Below are 14660 nucleotides of genomic sequence, written 5' to 3'. Positions count from 1 at the left end.
GGGTCCGCTCAGCGAACGAGCAGTGCCTGCACGGTGGCGACCACGTCGCCTACCGTACGCACGCTCTTGAAGTCTTCCGGCTTGATCCGGGTGCCGGTCATGTCCTGCACCTGGATGGCAAGATCGATCGCGTCGATGCTGTCCAGCTCCAGATCCGTGAACAGATTGGCATCAGGAGTGACCTTGGCAGGGTCGATCTCGAAGGTCTCATGGAGGACGGAGCGCAGGCGCGCGAGCACGTCATCGGAGGTGAAGGTTTCGGCTGGGATCGCGCTCATAGCTCGGTAAGTCCATTTCATCCCCGGACGGGCGTGTCCACGTCCCGAAGGACAGCGGCGCCACGCGCCACCACCGAGGCGACGAAGTGATCGGAATGCGTTGGTTGTCGCCGCCCCCTCGGGCGACTCCCCTGACCCAAAAGCATCGCGTAGGCAAAGCCTTACATGAGCATTCGGGCTCGGAAAGTGTAACAGATCACGATCGCGAGCAACGGGTTCTTCACATTTGCGTCTCGCGTACGGAGGCGCGTCCGCCCGGACAGTGGTTGTCCGCGGACGTCCTGCCGGGGCCGGGATGCCCCGAGGAAACCCGGCCCAGCGCGGCAGGGGACCGTTAATGCGTTCCGCTCAATCGTCGTCGATCAGCCGCACGTTCATGGCATAGGGCGGTCCGTCGACGCCCTGTCCGATGTCGAACTCGACGCGGTCGCCTTTCCTCAGGCGCGGGGCGCCGGGAGGCATGCGGAACGTCGGCTCGGAGGAGGTCGTTTGGTCCGGGGGGACATGCGTCTGGCCCAGATCGTTTCCCTCTCGCGATTTGCGCTTGCTCATTGCAGCACCCTCCCTTGCCGTTGGGGATGATGGCGTCTGCCCGGTCAGCTCACCTTGGTGACATCTTCGGCTTGCAGGCCTTTCTGGCCCTGAACTACCTTGAACTCCACCTTGTCGCCTTCCGCCAGGCTCTTGAAGCCGTTCCCCTGGATAGACCTGAAGTGAACGAATACATCCGTTCCGCTTTCTCTGGAGATGAAGCCAAAGCCCTTCGCATCGTTGAACCACTTCACCGTACCCGTCTCACGTGCACCGCTGTTCATGACCGCCTTTGCTCCTTCGATGAATGACCGTGGCGGTGCAAAACACGGCAACGCCGAGATCACGCTGCGCCGACTCGCATACACCGTCAATCAGCCAAAAGGCCAGGCGCAAAAAAGGAAAAAGCCGCCGGTTTCCCGGCGGCTTTTCGTTGTCCACTGCGTGGCGATTACTGCCCGCGCATGCGGCCCTGGAAGCGCGGTGCGCCGTTGCCCATGTGCGGCAAACGGATCTTGCCGATCGCGCTGATGCGCTCTTCGGCCATGCGGTCCGCCGCCTTGTAGGTCGGGATGCTGTCGCGCGCGGCGATCTCGAAGATGCGACCGACGTTGTAGTAGATCGTGCGCATCATGCGCATGGCGCGCTCGCGGTTGTAACCGTCGATTTCCAGCGAGACGTTCATCACGCCACCGGCGTTCACGGCGTAGTCCGGGGCGTAGACAATGCCGCGGCGAGCCAGCTCGTCGCCGATCGCGTCCGTGGCGAGCTGGTTGTTGGCAGCGCCGCAGATGATCTTCGCCTTGATCCGGTCGATGGTCTGCTCGTTGACCGTGCCGCCCAGGGCGCACGGGCTGTAGACGTCGGCGTCGACGTCGTAGATCTCGTCCAGACCCACGGCCTCGCAACCCAGCTCATCGACGCAGCGCTGCACGGCGTCCTTGTTGATGTCGGTGACGAATACCTTGGCGCCCTGTTCGCGCAGCAGCTTGATGAACTCGCTGCCGACGTGGCCGCAGCCCTGCACGGCGTAGCTGTACTTGCCGACGTCTTCATTGCCGTGCTTGTGCTGCAGCGCGGCCATCAGGCCCTGCAGCGTGCCGAACGCGGTGAACGGCGACGGATCGCCCGAACCGCCATGCACCTGGTGCACGCCGGTGACGTATTCGGTTTCGCGGTAGACGTATTCCATGTCGTTGACGTCGATGCCGACGTCTTCGGCCGTGATGTAGCGGCCGTTGAGCGAGTTCACGAAGCGGCCGAAGGCGCGGAACAGCGCTTCGGACTTGTCCTTGGAGGGATCGCCGATGATCACTGCCTTGCCGCCGCCGAGGTTGAGGCCGGCCACGGCGTTCTTGTAGGTCATGCCGCGCGACAGGCGGAGCACATCGTTGACCGCGTCCTGCTCGGTCTTGTACGGCCACATGCGCAGGCCGCCCAGCGACGGACCAAGCACGGTGTTGTGGATCGCGATGATGGCCTTCAGGCCGGCGTCTTTGTTATGGCAGAAGACGACTTCTTCGTGGCCCGTGTTGGCGATGGTTTCGAAAATCATCGAACGCGTTACTCCGGTGACAAGCGGCGGCAGCACCGCCTTTAGGTGGAAACCGGCGGTGGGGACCACCGGGTGGATGGTGACCGTCCAAAAAAATCGCCCCGGCCTTGGAGGCGGGGGCGATATGTCGTGTCAGCTGCCTAGTTTAAACCGTTGCGGGGCTCCGTGTGGGTGCGGCGCAACAGAGCGATGGGGAGCCGCACTCAACGATGCCAATGCGGGTCGCGGTACCAGGTCTCACGCTCGATGCGCCAGCCGTGGCCATAAGGGCGCCACACGGGCGGGCGATAAACGTACCCGGGGCGGCCGGCGTACCAGTGGCCGCCGACCCATACGTAGCGACCGCCGTACCAGTTCCAGTAGCCCGGCGCCCAGACATAGCCGGCGCGCGGCGGCGGTACGCGCTCCCAGCGCGGCGGAGGCGGGCGCGTGCCGACGGTCACCGACACGTACTCCCGCGCAGCGGCGGGCGGCGTATAGGTCGCGGCGCCAAAGGCCAGGCCAGCGGCGGCCAGGGCGGCGAGGGTGCGGATGGGAAAGGTCATGGCGTGTGCCTCCTTCGGCGAGCCCGCGATCGCGAGCGGTTCGCGAGCCAAAACGCGATGCCTTGCGACGGGTTGACCTCGCTACGCCTGGACGATTCAGCTTCGTGAAGGGCGTGGCATCGGATACGCCTCGGCTACCATGGGCCGTCTCATCAGCGCATCGTCTGCCTCCATGAAACCTCCTCGCCGTTTCGGCGTGCGCACCGTCGCGACACTCCTGGGCCTCCGTCTCGCCTATCGCATGGGTAGCCGGTTCGCCCCCGCGCGCACCGTGGCGCATGCGGCGCGCGTCTTCCAGACGCCGCTACCCAGCAGTCGCGAGCGCGCGGCTCATGCCTTGAGGACGACGTCGGCCCGCCGAGAAACGGTCGAGGTGGACGGCGACGCTGTCGCTACCTATGTATGGGGCGACCCCGCGAACCAGCCCTATGTGTTGCTGGCCCACGGTTGGTCGAGTCTCGGCCTGCGTTGGGAATCCTGGGTGCCGCACCTGCTCGCCCGAGGCTGGGCTGCGGTGGCCTTCGACCAGCCGGCGCATGGACACAGTACGGGCGGGTTATGCACGCTGCCGGACTTCGTGCGCACGGTGCAGGCGATGGGACGCCACTACGGGGATGCGGAAGGCGTGGTCGGCCATTCGCTTGGCGGCGCTGCGGTGACCCTGGCGCTAGATCACGGCTGGACAGCGAAGCGGGTGGTGCTGATTGCGGCCGCGGCCGATCCACAGGGCGCGACGCAACGCTTCGCGCGCTTCGTGCGTCTTCGTGAGGCCTTGCGTCCCGCGTTGCACGACGCGCTGGCCGCGCGTACCGGCATCGCCATCGACGAGCTGCACATTCGTCACCACGCACCGCGGCGAGGGCAGCCTTTGCTCGTCATCCACGACGCGCAGGACCGCGAGGTACCGGTGGAAGAAGCACGCGCGTACGCGGCGCACTGGCCGGGCGCACGCCTGCTGATCACGCAAGGGCTGGGTCACCGCGCCATCGTGGACGACGATGCGGTGATCGAGACGGCACTCGCGTTCCTCGCAGGCACCGAGGCCGTGTGAGCACTCGCGTTGCGCCGCAGCATGGGGCGGTGACGCCCGCGCAGTAGAATTCCGGGGTTCCCCACGCCGTTGCCGTCTTCCCCGGAGTTCCCATGAGTTCGCAGCCCAAGCACATTCCCGCCAGCAGCACGGACGCGGAGGCAACGCCGCTGCGCTTTGTCACGGCGGCGAGCCTGTTCGACGGGCACGATGCCGCCATCAACATCATGCGGCGGATCATTCAGAGCCAGGGCGCAGAGGTGATTCACCTCGGCCACAACCGCTCGGTGGAAGACGTGGTGCGTGCAGCCCTCCAAGAGGACGCCGATGCCATCGCGTTGTCGTCGTACCAGGGCGGCCATGTCGAGTACTTCAAGTACATGGTGGACATGCTGCGCGAGCGCGGCGCGAGCCATGTGCGCGTTTTCGGCGGCGGTGGCGGCACGATCACGCCGGAAGAAATCAAGGAACTGCAGGCGTACGGGGTGGAGCGCATCTACCACCCGAACGACGGCATGAAGCTCGGTCTGACGGAAATGATCGAAGACGTGATGGCCCGCACGCGCGAAGCCGCAGGCCGTCGTGTCACTGTCGCGCCACCGACCGCTTCGGTGGAAGACGAGATATCCATCGGCGCGATGCTCTCCGCTATCGAGGAAGATCGCCTCGGCGACGAGGAACTGGCCCGTCTGCGCAAGGCGTGGAAGCTCGCCGGTGGCAAGACGCCCGTGCTGGGTCTCACCGGTACCGGCGGTGCGGGCAAGTCGTCGGTCGTGGACGAACTGCTGCTGCGCTTCCTGCAGGCGTTCCCGCAGATGCGCATTGCCGTGCTCGCCGTCGATCCGACGCGCCGCCGCAGCGGCGGTGCGCTACTGGGCGACCGCATCCGCATGAACTCGCTGCGTAGCCCTCGCGTCTACATGCGTTCGATGGCGACGCGCCGCCAGCATGCCGCCACGTCCGTCGTGCTGCACGACTGCATCGATTTCCTCAAGTCACAGGCCTATGACCTGGTGATCGTGGAGACCGCGGGTATCGGTCAGAGCGATTCGGAGATCGTGGACCTCGTCGATTTCCCGGTCTACGTGATGACCAGCGAGTACGGCGCGGCGAGCCAGCTCGAAAAGATCGATATGCTCGACTTCGCCGAGCTGGTGGTCCTCAACAAGTTCGACAAACGCGGCGCCGAAGATGCCCTGCGCGACGTGCGCAAGCAGTGGAAGCGCAACCGCGTGGCGTTCCAGCTCGCCGACGACGCCGTGCCGGTGTACCCGACGATCGCGAGTCAGTTCAACGATCCGGGTGTGACCTGGATGTTCGCCAACCTGTGCCGTCTGCTGCGCGACAAGCTCGCCTTGCCAGAGTCGGCGTGGACGCCCGATGTCGATACGACCCTGCGCGAGCCGCGGGCCACGGTGCTGATTCCCGGTCAGCGCGTGCGCTACCTGGCCGAGATCGCGGAGCAGGGGCGTGGCGTCAACGGCGCCATCGCGAAGCAGGCCGAGGCGGCCAGCAAAGCGCAGCATTACTACGAGTCGCTGAAGGACATCGGCGACGAGGCGCTGCCGCGTGCGCTCGATCTCTACGATCACGGCCTGCTTACCGTCAGCGGCGACCGCTCGCTGGCGACCTTGCGCCAGCGCTACAACGAAGCGGTGCGCGAGCTGTCGAGCGAGGCCATCGGCCTGCTGCGCGAGTGGCCGGCACGCTTCGAATCGGTCACCGCCGAATTCAACGAGTATCAGGTGCGTGACAAGGTGATCCGCGTGGAGAACTACCGCGAATCGCTGAGCCACCAGAAGATTCCCAAGGTGTCGCCGCCGAAGACGAAGGATTGGGGCGACCTGCTGTCGTTCCTGATGCGTGAGAACCTTCCGGGGCATTACCCGTACACCGGCGGCGTGTTTCCGTATCGTCGCGCAGGCGAGGATCCCACCCGCATGTTCGCGGGCGAGGGCACACCTGAACGGACCAATCGCCGTTTCCATTACTTGTCGCTTGGCGGTGGCGCAGCACGCCTGTCCACGGCATTCGACTCGGTCACGCTCTACGGCGAAGATCCGGCGCCGCGCCCCGACATCTACGGCAAGATCGGTAATTCGGGCGTCTCCATCGCGACGCTTGACGACATGAAGAAGCTGTACTCCGGCTTCGATCTGTCCGCACCGACGACCTCCGTGTCGATGACGATCAACGGCCCCGCGCCGATCATCCTCGCCATGTTCATGAACACGGCGATCGACCAGAACGTCGAGAAGTACCTCAACGAGGACGCCTCGCGCTGGGAAGCGGCCAACAAGCGCATCGCCGAGCTGTATCCGGACGGCAACCGTCCGCGCTATCACGGTGAGCTGCCTAAGGGTAACGATGGCCTCGGTCTTGGCCTGCTCGGCGTGTCGGGCGCGGAAGTGGTCGATGCCGAGACCTATGCACGGATCAAGGCGTACACGCTCGCTACCGTGCGCGGCACGGTGCAGGCGGACATCCTGAAGGAAGATCAGGCGCAGAACACCTGCATCTTCAGCACTGAATTCGCCTTGCGCATGATGGGCGACATCCAGCAGTACTTCGTCGATCACAAGGTGCGCAATTTCTACTCGGTGTCGATCTCCGGCTACCACATCGCCGAAGCCGGCGCGAACCCGATCAGCCAGTTGGCCTTCACCTTGTCGAACGGCTTCACCATCGTCGAGTACTACCTCGCACGTGGCATGAAGATCGACGACTTCGCGCCCAACCTGTCGTTCTTCTTCTCCAACGGCATGGACCCGGAATACACGGTGATCGGCCGTGTGGCCCGCCGCATCTGGGCCCGCGCCATGCGCGAGCGCTACGGCGCCAGTGCGCGCAGCCAGATGCTGAAGTACCACATCCAGACGTCGGGCCGCTCGCTGCACGCGCAGGAGATCCAGTTCAATGACATCCGCACGACCTTGCAGGCGCTTTACGCGCTGTTCGACAACTGCAACAGCCTGCATACCAACGCATACGACGAGGCGATCACCACGCCGACCGAGGAAAGCGTGCGTCGCGCGGTGGCGATTCAGCTCATCATCAATCGCGAGCTGGGCCTCAACTTCAACGAGAACCCGTGGCAGGGCAGCTTCGTCGTCGACGAACTGACCGACCTCGTGGAAGAGGCCGTGTACAAGGAGTTCGAGGCGATCAGCGAGCGCGGCGGCGTGCTCGGCGCGATGGACACGATGTACCAGCGCGGCAAGATTCAGGAAGAATCGATGTACTACGAACACCTGAAGCACGACGGTACGCTGCCGCTCATCGGCGTGAACACGTTCCTGCCGAAGGACCATGGCGGCGAGATCGCCACGGAAATCGAGCTGATCCGTTCCACCGAGGAAGAAAAGGGCCAGCAGATCGACAACGTGCGGCTCTTCGGCAAGGCCCGCAACAGCCTGGCTCCCGAGAGCCTCAAGGTCCTGCAGAAAACCGCACGCGACCGCCGCAACGTCTTCGAGCAACTGATGGAAGCCGTGCAGAACAACTCGCTCGGCCAGATCAGCCACGCGCTCTACGACGTGGGTGGCGAGTATCGGCGCAACATGTGATGGTCAGGGTTACCGCTTCGAGCGGGAACCCTGTTCAGGCGTTCGCGTGAGTCGACGTTTGCTCGTCGTTCTCCTGGCCGCGTTGACGGTTTCTACGGCGTGGGCCGATGAGCAGGTACGTCGCGTGCTCTTCATCGGCAACAGCCTCACCTATGTCAACGACCTGCCCAATGCGTTTGCCTCTCTTGCGCTACCGGGGACACATATCCAGGTCGACATGATTGCCAGTGGCGGCGCCACGCTGGCGGATGCAACGGGCAATCCGTCGGTCAGTCGCGCGCTGGCCGAGGGCGGCTACACGGACGTGGTCCTTCAGGAACGGGGTGGCGAAGCCTTCTGCCCATCAGCCTGCCAGCAGAACAATGCCGCCAGCTTGCCGGCGATGCAGTCGGCCAGAGAGCTGTCGCGCAGAGCGCGCGCCAGCGGTGCACGCGTGTTCTATCTAGGCACCTGGCAATCCAGCAAAGAGACGAACGAAGCGCTGGAATTTGGGGAGAGGGCCATTGCCAAGGCGAGCGACGCTACGTACATCGAGATCGCCAAGCCGCGCCGGAAGCTCATGTTGACGCGTCCTGAGATGGCGTGGACACATGCGGACGGTCAGCATCCCGGTTATGCCACCACGGCCATGATGGCGTTGCGCACATGGCGTGCCATCTTTCATGTGATGCCTGCGGCCGCGCCGTGCGTAGCCGGCGAGCTGCACTATCATGCGCCGAAGCCGGACGGCGTGTTGCACATCGATACCTCGGCGACGCCGCGGACCTGTCTCGTCACCGAGGATGCCGTGCCGGTGCTGGTGGGCGGCTGACGCACGCGCTTGCGCTCAATCCGTGCTGCTAGGCTAACGGCCGGGCAAGCAGGGGCGGATGTATGGCGGAGGACGGTTTGGCGGTGTCGATGTGGCAGCCATCAGCGGCGTGGCGGCTGTTCTTTACGGTGGTGATGTACCTCTATCTGGGCATGATCTTCGCCTTCATCGTCGCGCTGCTCGGGTTTGGGTTGCTACACCGGTTTCATCCCTTGCTGTTGCTCATCGGCGCGTTCGTCGTCTCGATCGTGGTGCATGAAATCGGCCATTACGTCGCGGCGCGACAGCTCGGCATGCAGGTGTTGCGCGTGCGTCTGTGGTGGCTGGAGATCGAGCCGCTGCAACGTGGCTGGCGATGCCGGATCAAACGCTACGCGCACAAGACCCCGACGGGCAGCGTAATGGCCCTGCCGGCCGTGGACAGGCCATGGCGTCGCGCCTTCATCGTCTTTGCCCTGGGCGGTGTTGCGGCGAACGTGCTGCTGCTGTCGATACTTGGCGCGGCGCTGGCTTTCGTGCGCAGCGACGAGGCCGCCATCGCGCTATGCGTGGCGCTGTGCGTATGCGCGGTGCCGTTGGTGAATCTGCTTCCCGTAAAAGCCGTGGTGGACACCGACGGCATCATCGCGTGGCGCTGGTGGCGCCATCCGCCCGCCGAGTCGGACCTGCTCGGTATGCGAGCCTTGTCGCGGCTGATCTCGGGCACGCTATTGTCCGCCTTGCCACAGGATGAGGCGGCGGCCTTTGCCAGGCTGAGCGAGGTGCATGCCGTGTATTGCGCGGTCGTCCTGCATCAAGAGCGCGGCGAATGGCGCGAGGCAGCCGCGCTGGGCCATGCTCTGGACGCCGCCGTGCCAAAGGACGCCGCACTTCGCTCAGCCTATGCGGAGCTGATCCTGTACGTTCGTGCGGAAATCGCTTTTTCGCGCGCTGCCGCGGATCGGGATGCCTCGCTCTTGCCGGATAGTAAAATGCTGCGACAGGTGCGTTGGGCACACGAGTGCCTTCCGGTGCGTTGCGGCGCATTTCGTGCCTGGCTGGAGGGAGACGCCCGAAAAACCGAAGCGATGGTGCGTGAGACCCTGCGTCGAGCCGCGTTGAGCATCGAACGCGCGTCGCCGCAAAGAGAGCGCCTCTTGCTGGAGACGCTCTTTGGTAGGAATGTCTCAACTCTCTAGGCGCTGGACTAGGTGTAGGGTGCTTTCTTTCTGGATGTTGTAGTCGGCGAGGGTGCGAAGGTCTTCGAGTAGTTTCCCGGCGAAGATGAGCCGCTGAATTGGTACAGCGATACCTTCCTGATCGGCTATCTTTTGTTTGACATTTTCGATGGTGTCGCTCGGTTCGACCTCCAGCGTAAAGGTCTTACCCGTTATCGTTTTGATGTAGATATTCATTTTCGCTTCCTTGTGGTAGTGCTCCGTGTGTTCTTCTTACGCCGGAACCCGTTAATTCACGGTAATGCGCAACTTGCACCGCCGATATTTACGGGAGCTGGAAGCAAACTTGCGATTCGGCTACGCCAAACGCTGATTTGCCCTCTCAACGTACCCGTCGTGGCCATTATTGTGTGGTCCCATGAGGGCGCTGCATCGGCGTTAGTTTGAACTCGACCCGCCATTCGTAGTCCCATGGGCCTTGGTCGTTGCGGGAGCGGTACGTTGAGCAGTCAGTCGTCGGGTTCGAAATGGGTCGCAGGTTTGCTGGTCGTGGCGATTGCCGTCGCCGTTGGCATCTTCGTGTATCGCGAGAAGCAAGCGAGGGACGCGGTGACGGCGCCGGCCGCGGAGGCCGCATCAACCGCTGCGGCTTCACAACCCATCGGGCACGACGCGCCGGCTCCGCTGCATCCGGTCGATCCCGCGTCGGCGGGGTCCGCATCGCTCCCGGCGCTGGACCAGAGCGACGACGCCATCCTTGCGGGCTTGCTCGCGCTCACCAGCGACGACGCACTGAAATCGCTGTTGCGCCAGGACGCCATCGTGTCGCGCATGGTATCCACCATCGATGCGTTGCCGAAGCAGACGGTCGGCATGAACGTGCTGCCGTTGCGCACGCCCACGGGACGTTTCCAGGTGCAGTCCGACGACGGCATGTTCGTCGAGTCGAAGAAGAACCTCGATCGCTATGAAACCTACATGTACGTGGCGGACCGGATGAACCCGCAGGCCGCCGCAGCCTGGTACAAGCGCAACTACCCGCTGTTTCAGCAGGCCTACCGCGACCTCGGCACGGGCGGGTATTTCAACGACCGCCTGATCGAGGTGATCGATCACTTGCTGGCCGCGCCGGAGCCCAAAGGCAAGCTGCAATTGATTCCAGCGAAAGTGGGTTACGTGTACGCGGATCCGAACTATGAGCAACTGTCGGTGGGACAGAAATTCATGATTCGCGTGGGCAAGGCCAATGAGGCGAAGTTGAAGGAGAAGCTGCGGGCGCTGCGCGAGGCGATTGTGGCCGACGCGCCTGCTGGCGCGTCGGCGGGGTAGTTGTGGGGGGGCAGCCTGGTGGTGATGGAGCTTGCCGGTGGCGGCCACCCTGGTGGCGATGGGAATCTGCCTCGGCCGCTTCATCGCTCCGTTGGCTTATCGCCAGCAGGCTGGCTCCCACCGGTGCTTTGGGTTATCGCAGCAGGCTGGCTCCCACCGGTGCTTTGGGTTATCGCAGCAGGCTGGCTCCCACCGGTGCTTTGGGTTATCGCAGCAGGCTGGCTCCCACCGGTGCTTTGGGTTATCGCAGCAGGCTGGCTCCCACCGGTGCTTTGGGTTATCGCAGCAGGCTGGCTCCCACCGGTGCTTTGGGTTATCGCAGCAGGCTGGCTCCCATCGGTGCTTTGGGTTATCGCCAGCAGGCTGGTTCCCACCGGTGCTTTGGCTTCTCGCCGCTATAGCGGCTCCCACAACAGGTATCAGGGTTTCTTCGACGGGTCGCGCACCGGCACGCTGATGTTGCACAGGTCGATCTTGCCGGCGGGGCGGGTGTAGAAGTCGTCGCGGCGGTTGCGCTTGGCTTCGACCACGGCGGCGAAGGTCTTGCTGTCCGTGCGCAGCACTTGAATCGGCGTGCGTTCGGCTTCCGGTACGTCCGCCGCGAGGCGCACGCTCTTGATCATCACGCGTTGCCCGGGCTTGTCGTAGAACCCCATGGGCTCGCCGCCGCGCGGGTAGGCCGAAAGAATCTCCATGCCCTTGATGACCTTACCGGCCACGGCCAGGTTGCGGTCGAGATTGCGCGGCGCCTGGCCGATGATTGCGTAGAGCGAGCTGCCGTTGCCGCTCTCGGCACCGGTGTCGCGAGCGACGCCCACCGTGCCGTAGCAGTGTGTGATCCACGCCTCGCCCTTGCCGTCACGTGCCACGGGGAAGCCATCCGAGAATCCGACCTCGGGCGCGTACACGTCGCCGTCCTGCAGCTTCGTGAAGGGGTAGGGCTTGCCATCCTTGCGGGTGAACTCGGAGGCGAGGGTTTCCTTCGCGGTGCCGAGGCTCTTCGCCTTTTTCTTGTCGTCCCCGTCGGGGTCGCCCCATTGGGTGACGAAGTTGTCCTGCACGCGGATGATCTGCGTACCGTCGAAATAATGCTCGCGGATCAGGGTGCGGATGTTCGCGGCATGCAGCGGCGACCAGTCCTGCGCCAGTTCGATGACGACGCGGCCCTGCGGCAGGTCCATGTAGACCAGGTTCTGCGGATCGGGCGTGCGCCATTCGGCCGACGTGGACTTCGCCAGCAGTTCCTTGGGCGTGGGCGATTTCTTCGCTTCGTCTGCCAGCGCGGGCAGGGCGAGCAGGAGAGCGAGAGCGAGACAGGTACGGGCGAGCATGAGATCCCCTGGGCTGATTGACCCAGGGGACGTTATCAGACGCACGCCGGTTGTAGGAGCTCGATCAGAGCCCCAGCACCGCCTTCGGCTCCAGATAGGCCTCCAGCCCAAAGTGTCCGTATTCGCGGCCGAGGCCGGATTGCTTGAAGCCGCCGAACGGCGCCTTGGGATCGTGGGTCAACGTGTTGACCATGACCCGGCCGGCGTCGATGCGCGCGGCCACGCGAGCTGCGCGTGCTGCGTTCGTGGAATGCACATAGGCCTGCAGGCCATAGGCCGTGTCGTTGGCGATCGCGATGGCGTCCTCTTCGTCGTCGTAGCCAATGATCGACAGCACGGGCCCGAAGATCTCGTCGCGGGCGATGGTCATGTCGTTACGCACGTCGGTGAACACGGTGGGGCGCACGAGCCAGCCGCGGTCGTAGCCGTCGGGCCGGCCTTCGCCGCCGACGAGCAGTCGGGCGCCTTCCTCGATGCCCTTGCGGATATAGCCCTGCACGCGTTCCCACTGCTTGGCACTGACCATCGGTCCGATCTCGGTGCGTGGATCGGCCGGGTCGCCGGAGACCGTGGCTTCAACCGCCGCCTTGGCCAGTGCCTCGAACTCGCCCATCCGCGAGCGCGGCACGAGGATGCGCGTGCCGGCGATGCAGGCCTGGCCGCTGTTCATGAAGCCTGCGGCGATCACCAGGGGCACCGTGGTCGCAAAGTCCGCGTCGTCGAGGATCACGCTGGGCGACTTGCCGCCGAGTTCGAGCGTCACGCGCTTCAGCGTCTCGGCGCTCGCCCTGACGATGCCCTTGCCGACCGCCGTGGACCCGGTGAACGAGATCTTCGCGACGTCCGGGCTGGTGACGAACGTCTCGCCGACCACATCGCCACGGCCCGTCACGATGTTGAACACGCCCGGAGCTGCGCCTGCCTCGTGCAGGGCTTTGGTGACGATCTGGGTTTGTCGTGCGCTCATTTCGCTGGGTTTGATCACCGCCGTGCAGCCGGCCGCGATGGCGGCGGCGAGCTTGCCGCAGATGAAGCCGGCGTTGCTGTTCCAAGGCGTAATGAGCGCAGCGACGCCCACCGGCTGCATCACCACGGTGGCGCTGCCCATACGCCGTTCGAAGTCGAACTCGCGCAAGGTGTCGATGGCATCGCGAAACACGTTGGCGGCGTGCGCAGCCATCCAGCGACTGCGCGATGAGGGAGCGCCGTATTCTTCGACGATCGCGGCGAAGAGCTCGTCCTCGCGCGCCGCCACGGCGTCGTGCATGCGTTGGAGCAGGGCGATGCGCTCGTCGACGGACGTGCGGGAAAACGCGGGAAACGCACGCTTGGCCGCGGCAATGGCCCGACGGGCATCTTCCTCGTCGCCCAGGCGTACGGTGCCGATCACTGCTTCGGTCGCAGGGCTGTGAAGCGGGAAGCGCTCGCTGCCATGGGGCGGAACGAAGGCGCCGTCGATGTAGATCTGGTCGATGGAATACATGAGGGAGTTCCGTGGGAGGAGACCCAACCAAGGATGCGGTCGGGCCATTAGTTTGATAAGAAGGACAAACCTGGATGACCTATTAAGCAGAGGCGGACAATGCGCTCGGGCCTGACCGAACTGGAAGCCGTGGTGGCTGTGGCACGCCACGGCAGTTTCCGTGCCGCGGCGGCAGCGCTGGGCCTCTCCACGTCGGCGTTGAGCCAGGCGGTGGCGTCGCTGGAAGCGCGCATCGGTGCGCGGCTGTTCCACCGGACCACCCGCAGCGTCCGCCTGACAGAGGCGGGGGAGCGCTTCGTGGACGAGGTGGGCCCGGCGCTGGCGGACATCCGCGCCGCGATCGAACGCGCGGGCGACGATGGTGGCGAGCCCTCCGGCAGCCTGCGCATCAATACGTCGGCGGGCGCTGCGCGCTGGGTAATGGAGCCACTGCTCATCCCCTTTCTGCGCCGCCACCCTGACGTGCGCCTGGACCTCGTGACCGAGGACCGCCTGATCGACATCGTGCGCGAGGGCTTCGATGCCGGCTTCCGCACCGCCGACGTCGTGCCCGGCGACATGATCGCCGTCCCGTTCGGGCCACCCGTGCGTTTCGCGGTGGTGGGCTCGCCGGGCTACTTCGCGGAGCGCGGCTCGCCGCGCACGCCCAACGACCTCGCGAGCCATAGCTGTATTCGCGCGCGCATGCCGGCCGGGCATCTGTATCGCTGGGAATTCGAGCGCCACGGCGAAGCGCTCGCGGTCGAGGTAGGTGGGACGCTGACGTTGGACGAGCCCACGTTGATGCGCGACGCCGCGGAGGCCGGCCTGGGGCTCGCCTACCTCGCGGAATTCCACGTCGCCGAGGCATTGGCGGCCGGCCGGCTCAAGCGGGTGCTCGACGACTGGACGCCGCCGTTCGATCGGCTGTGCCTGTACTACCCCGGCCGACGCCACGTACCGGCTACGCTCCGCGCACTGGTCGAGTTCATCAGGGAAACCGGCTGAGCCAACGCACCGGGCGCATCCCGCCCTGATCGTGAGAATTTGCGCATGGCCCATGGG

The 14660-nt window shown here is 64.8% G+C and carries 14 protein-coding genes; 6 read left to right on the top strand and 8 right to left on the bottom strand.

The features are described from left to right. Nucleotides 1-8 precede the first annotated feature (8 nt). From IM816_RS12360 to IM816_RS12340, 5 genes are all read right to left on the bottom strand, one after another. Nucleotides 9-278, bottom strand: a complete 270-nt coding sequence (locus IM816_RS12360) for an acyl carrier protein (RefSeq protein ID WP_072321543.1) — start codon at nucleotides 276-278, stop codon at nucleotides 9-11. Between the two features lie 348 nt (nucleotides 279-626). Continuing rightward, nucleotides 627-830 carry a S1 domain-containing protein gene (locus IM816_RS12355; protein WP_250338309.1) on the bottom strand — a complete coding sequence of 68 codons (204 nt, stop codon included), beginning with the start codon at nucleotides 828-830 and terminating at the stop codon, nucleotides 627-629. A 44-nt stretch (nucleotides 831-874) separates the two neighbouring features. After that, a complete protein-coding gene (locus IM816_RS12350) occupies nucleotides 875-1093 on the bottom strand; it encodes a cold-shock protein (protein ID WP_250338308.1) in 219 nt (72 codons plus the stop codon). A gap of 167 nt (nucleotides 1094-1260) precedes the next feature. Then, the gene (locus IM816_RS12345; RefSeq protein WP_072321540.1) at nucleotides 1261-2364 is read right to left on the bottom strand and encodes a Glu/Leu/Phe/Val dehydrogenase dimerization domain-containing protein; all 1104 of its coding nucleotides are present in this window, start codon (nucleotides 2362-2364) and stop codon (nucleotides 1261-1263) included. A 203-nt stretch (nucleotides 2365-2567) separates the two neighbouring features. After that, nucleotides 2568-2909, bottom strand: a complete 342-nt coding sequence (locus IM816_RS12340; RefSeq protein ID WP_072322276.1) for a YXWGXW repeat-containing protein — start codon at nucleotides 2907-2909, stop codon at nucleotides 2568-2570. A gap of 172 nt (nucleotides 2910-3081) precedes the next feature. On the opposite strand from IM816_RS12340, the gene IM816_RS12335 reads away from it, so the two are divergent. From IM816_RS12335 to IM816_RS12320, 4 genes are all read left to right on the top strand, one after another. Continuing rightward, complete coding sequence (locus IM816_RS12335) at nucleotides 3082-3960, top strand: alpha/beta fold hydrolase (RefSeq protein WP_250338307.1); 879 nt, start codon at nucleotides 3082-3084, stop codon at nucleotides 3958-3960. 92 nt (nucleotides 3961-4052) lie between these two features. Next, on the top strand, nucleotides 4053-7505 hold the full coding sequence (locus tag IM816_RS12330) for a methylmalonyl-CoA mutase family protein (protein WP_250338306.1): 3453 nt from the start codon (nucleotides 4053-4055) through the stop codon (nucleotides 7503-7505). Between the two features lie 46 nt (nucleotides 7506-7551). Then, nucleotides 7552-8316 (top strand): SGNH/GDSL hydrolase family protein, encoded by a 765-nt coding sequence (locus tag IM816_RS12325; protein ID WP_250338305.1) that lies wholly within the window; start codon nucleotides 7552-7554, stop codon nucleotides 8314-8316. Nucleotides 8317-8405: 89 nt separating this feature from the next. After that, on the top strand, nucleotides 8406-9494 hold the full coding sequence (locus IM816_RS12320; protein WP_250338304.1) for a site-2 protease family protein: 1089 nt from the start codon (nucleotides 8406-8408) through the stop codon (nucleotides 9492-9494). On the opposite strand, the gene IM816_RS12315 is transcribed toward IM816_RS12320, so the two are convergent. Further along, complete coding sequence (locus tag IM816_RS12315; RefSeq protein WP_250338303.1) at nucleotides 9483-9710, bottom strand: ubiquitin-like protein; 228 nt, start codon at nucleotides 9708-9710, stop codon at nucleotides 9483-9485. The two genes, IM816_RS12320 and IM816_RS12315, sit on opposite strands and share 12 nt — an antisense overlap. A 264-nt stretch (nucleotides 9711-9974) precedes the next feature. Here IM816_RS12315 and IM816_RS12310 point away from each other — a divergent pair, with 264 nt between their 5' ends. After that, nucleotides 9975-10802 carry a DUF3014 domain-containing protein gene (locus IM816_RS12310; protein ID WP_250338302.1) on the top strand — a complete coding sequence of 276 codons (828 nt, stop codon included), beginning with the start codon at nucleotides 9975-9977 and terminating at the stop codon, nucleotides 10800-10802. A 419-nt stretch (nucleotides 10803-11221) separates the two neighbouring features. Here the strand turns inward: IM816_RS12310 and IM816_RS12305 are convergent, their stop codons facing one another. Both IM816_RS12305 and IM816_RS12300 read right to left on the bottom strand, forming a co-directional pair. Continuing rightward, the gene (locus IM816_RS12305; RefSeq protein ID WP_250338301.1) at nucleotides 11222-12133 is read right to left on the bottom strand and encodes a peptidylprolyl isomerase; all 912 of its coding nucleotides are present in this window, start codon (nucleotides 12131-12133) and stop codon (nucleotides 11222-11224) included. 64 nt (nucleotides 12134-12197) lie between these two features. Beyond that, nucleotides 12198-13616, bottom strand: coding sequence for an aldehyde dehydrogenase family protein (locus IM816_RS12300; protein ID WP_250338300.1), 1419 nt, complete (start codon nucleotides 13614-13616; stop codon nucleotides 12198-12200). A 99-nt stretch (nucleotides 13617-13715) separates the two neighbouring features. Here IM816_RS12300 and IM816_RS12295 point away from each other — a divergent pair, with 99 nt between their 5' ends. Beyond that, entirely contained in the window at nucleotides 13716-14603 is an 888-nt protein-coding gene (locus IM816_RS12295; RefSeq protein ID WP_250338299.1) for a LysR family transcriptional regulator, read from the top strand. Nucleotides 14604-14660: the final 57 nt, after the last annotated feature.

It is taken from the genome of Luteibacter flocculans (genome assembly GCF_023612255.1).
Classification (GTDB): Bacteria; Pseudomonadota; Gammaproteobacteria; order Xanthomonadales; family Rhodanobacteraceae; genus Luteibacter; species Luteibacter flocculans.
This window is presented reverse-complemented; position numbering and strand designations above follow the sequence as displayed.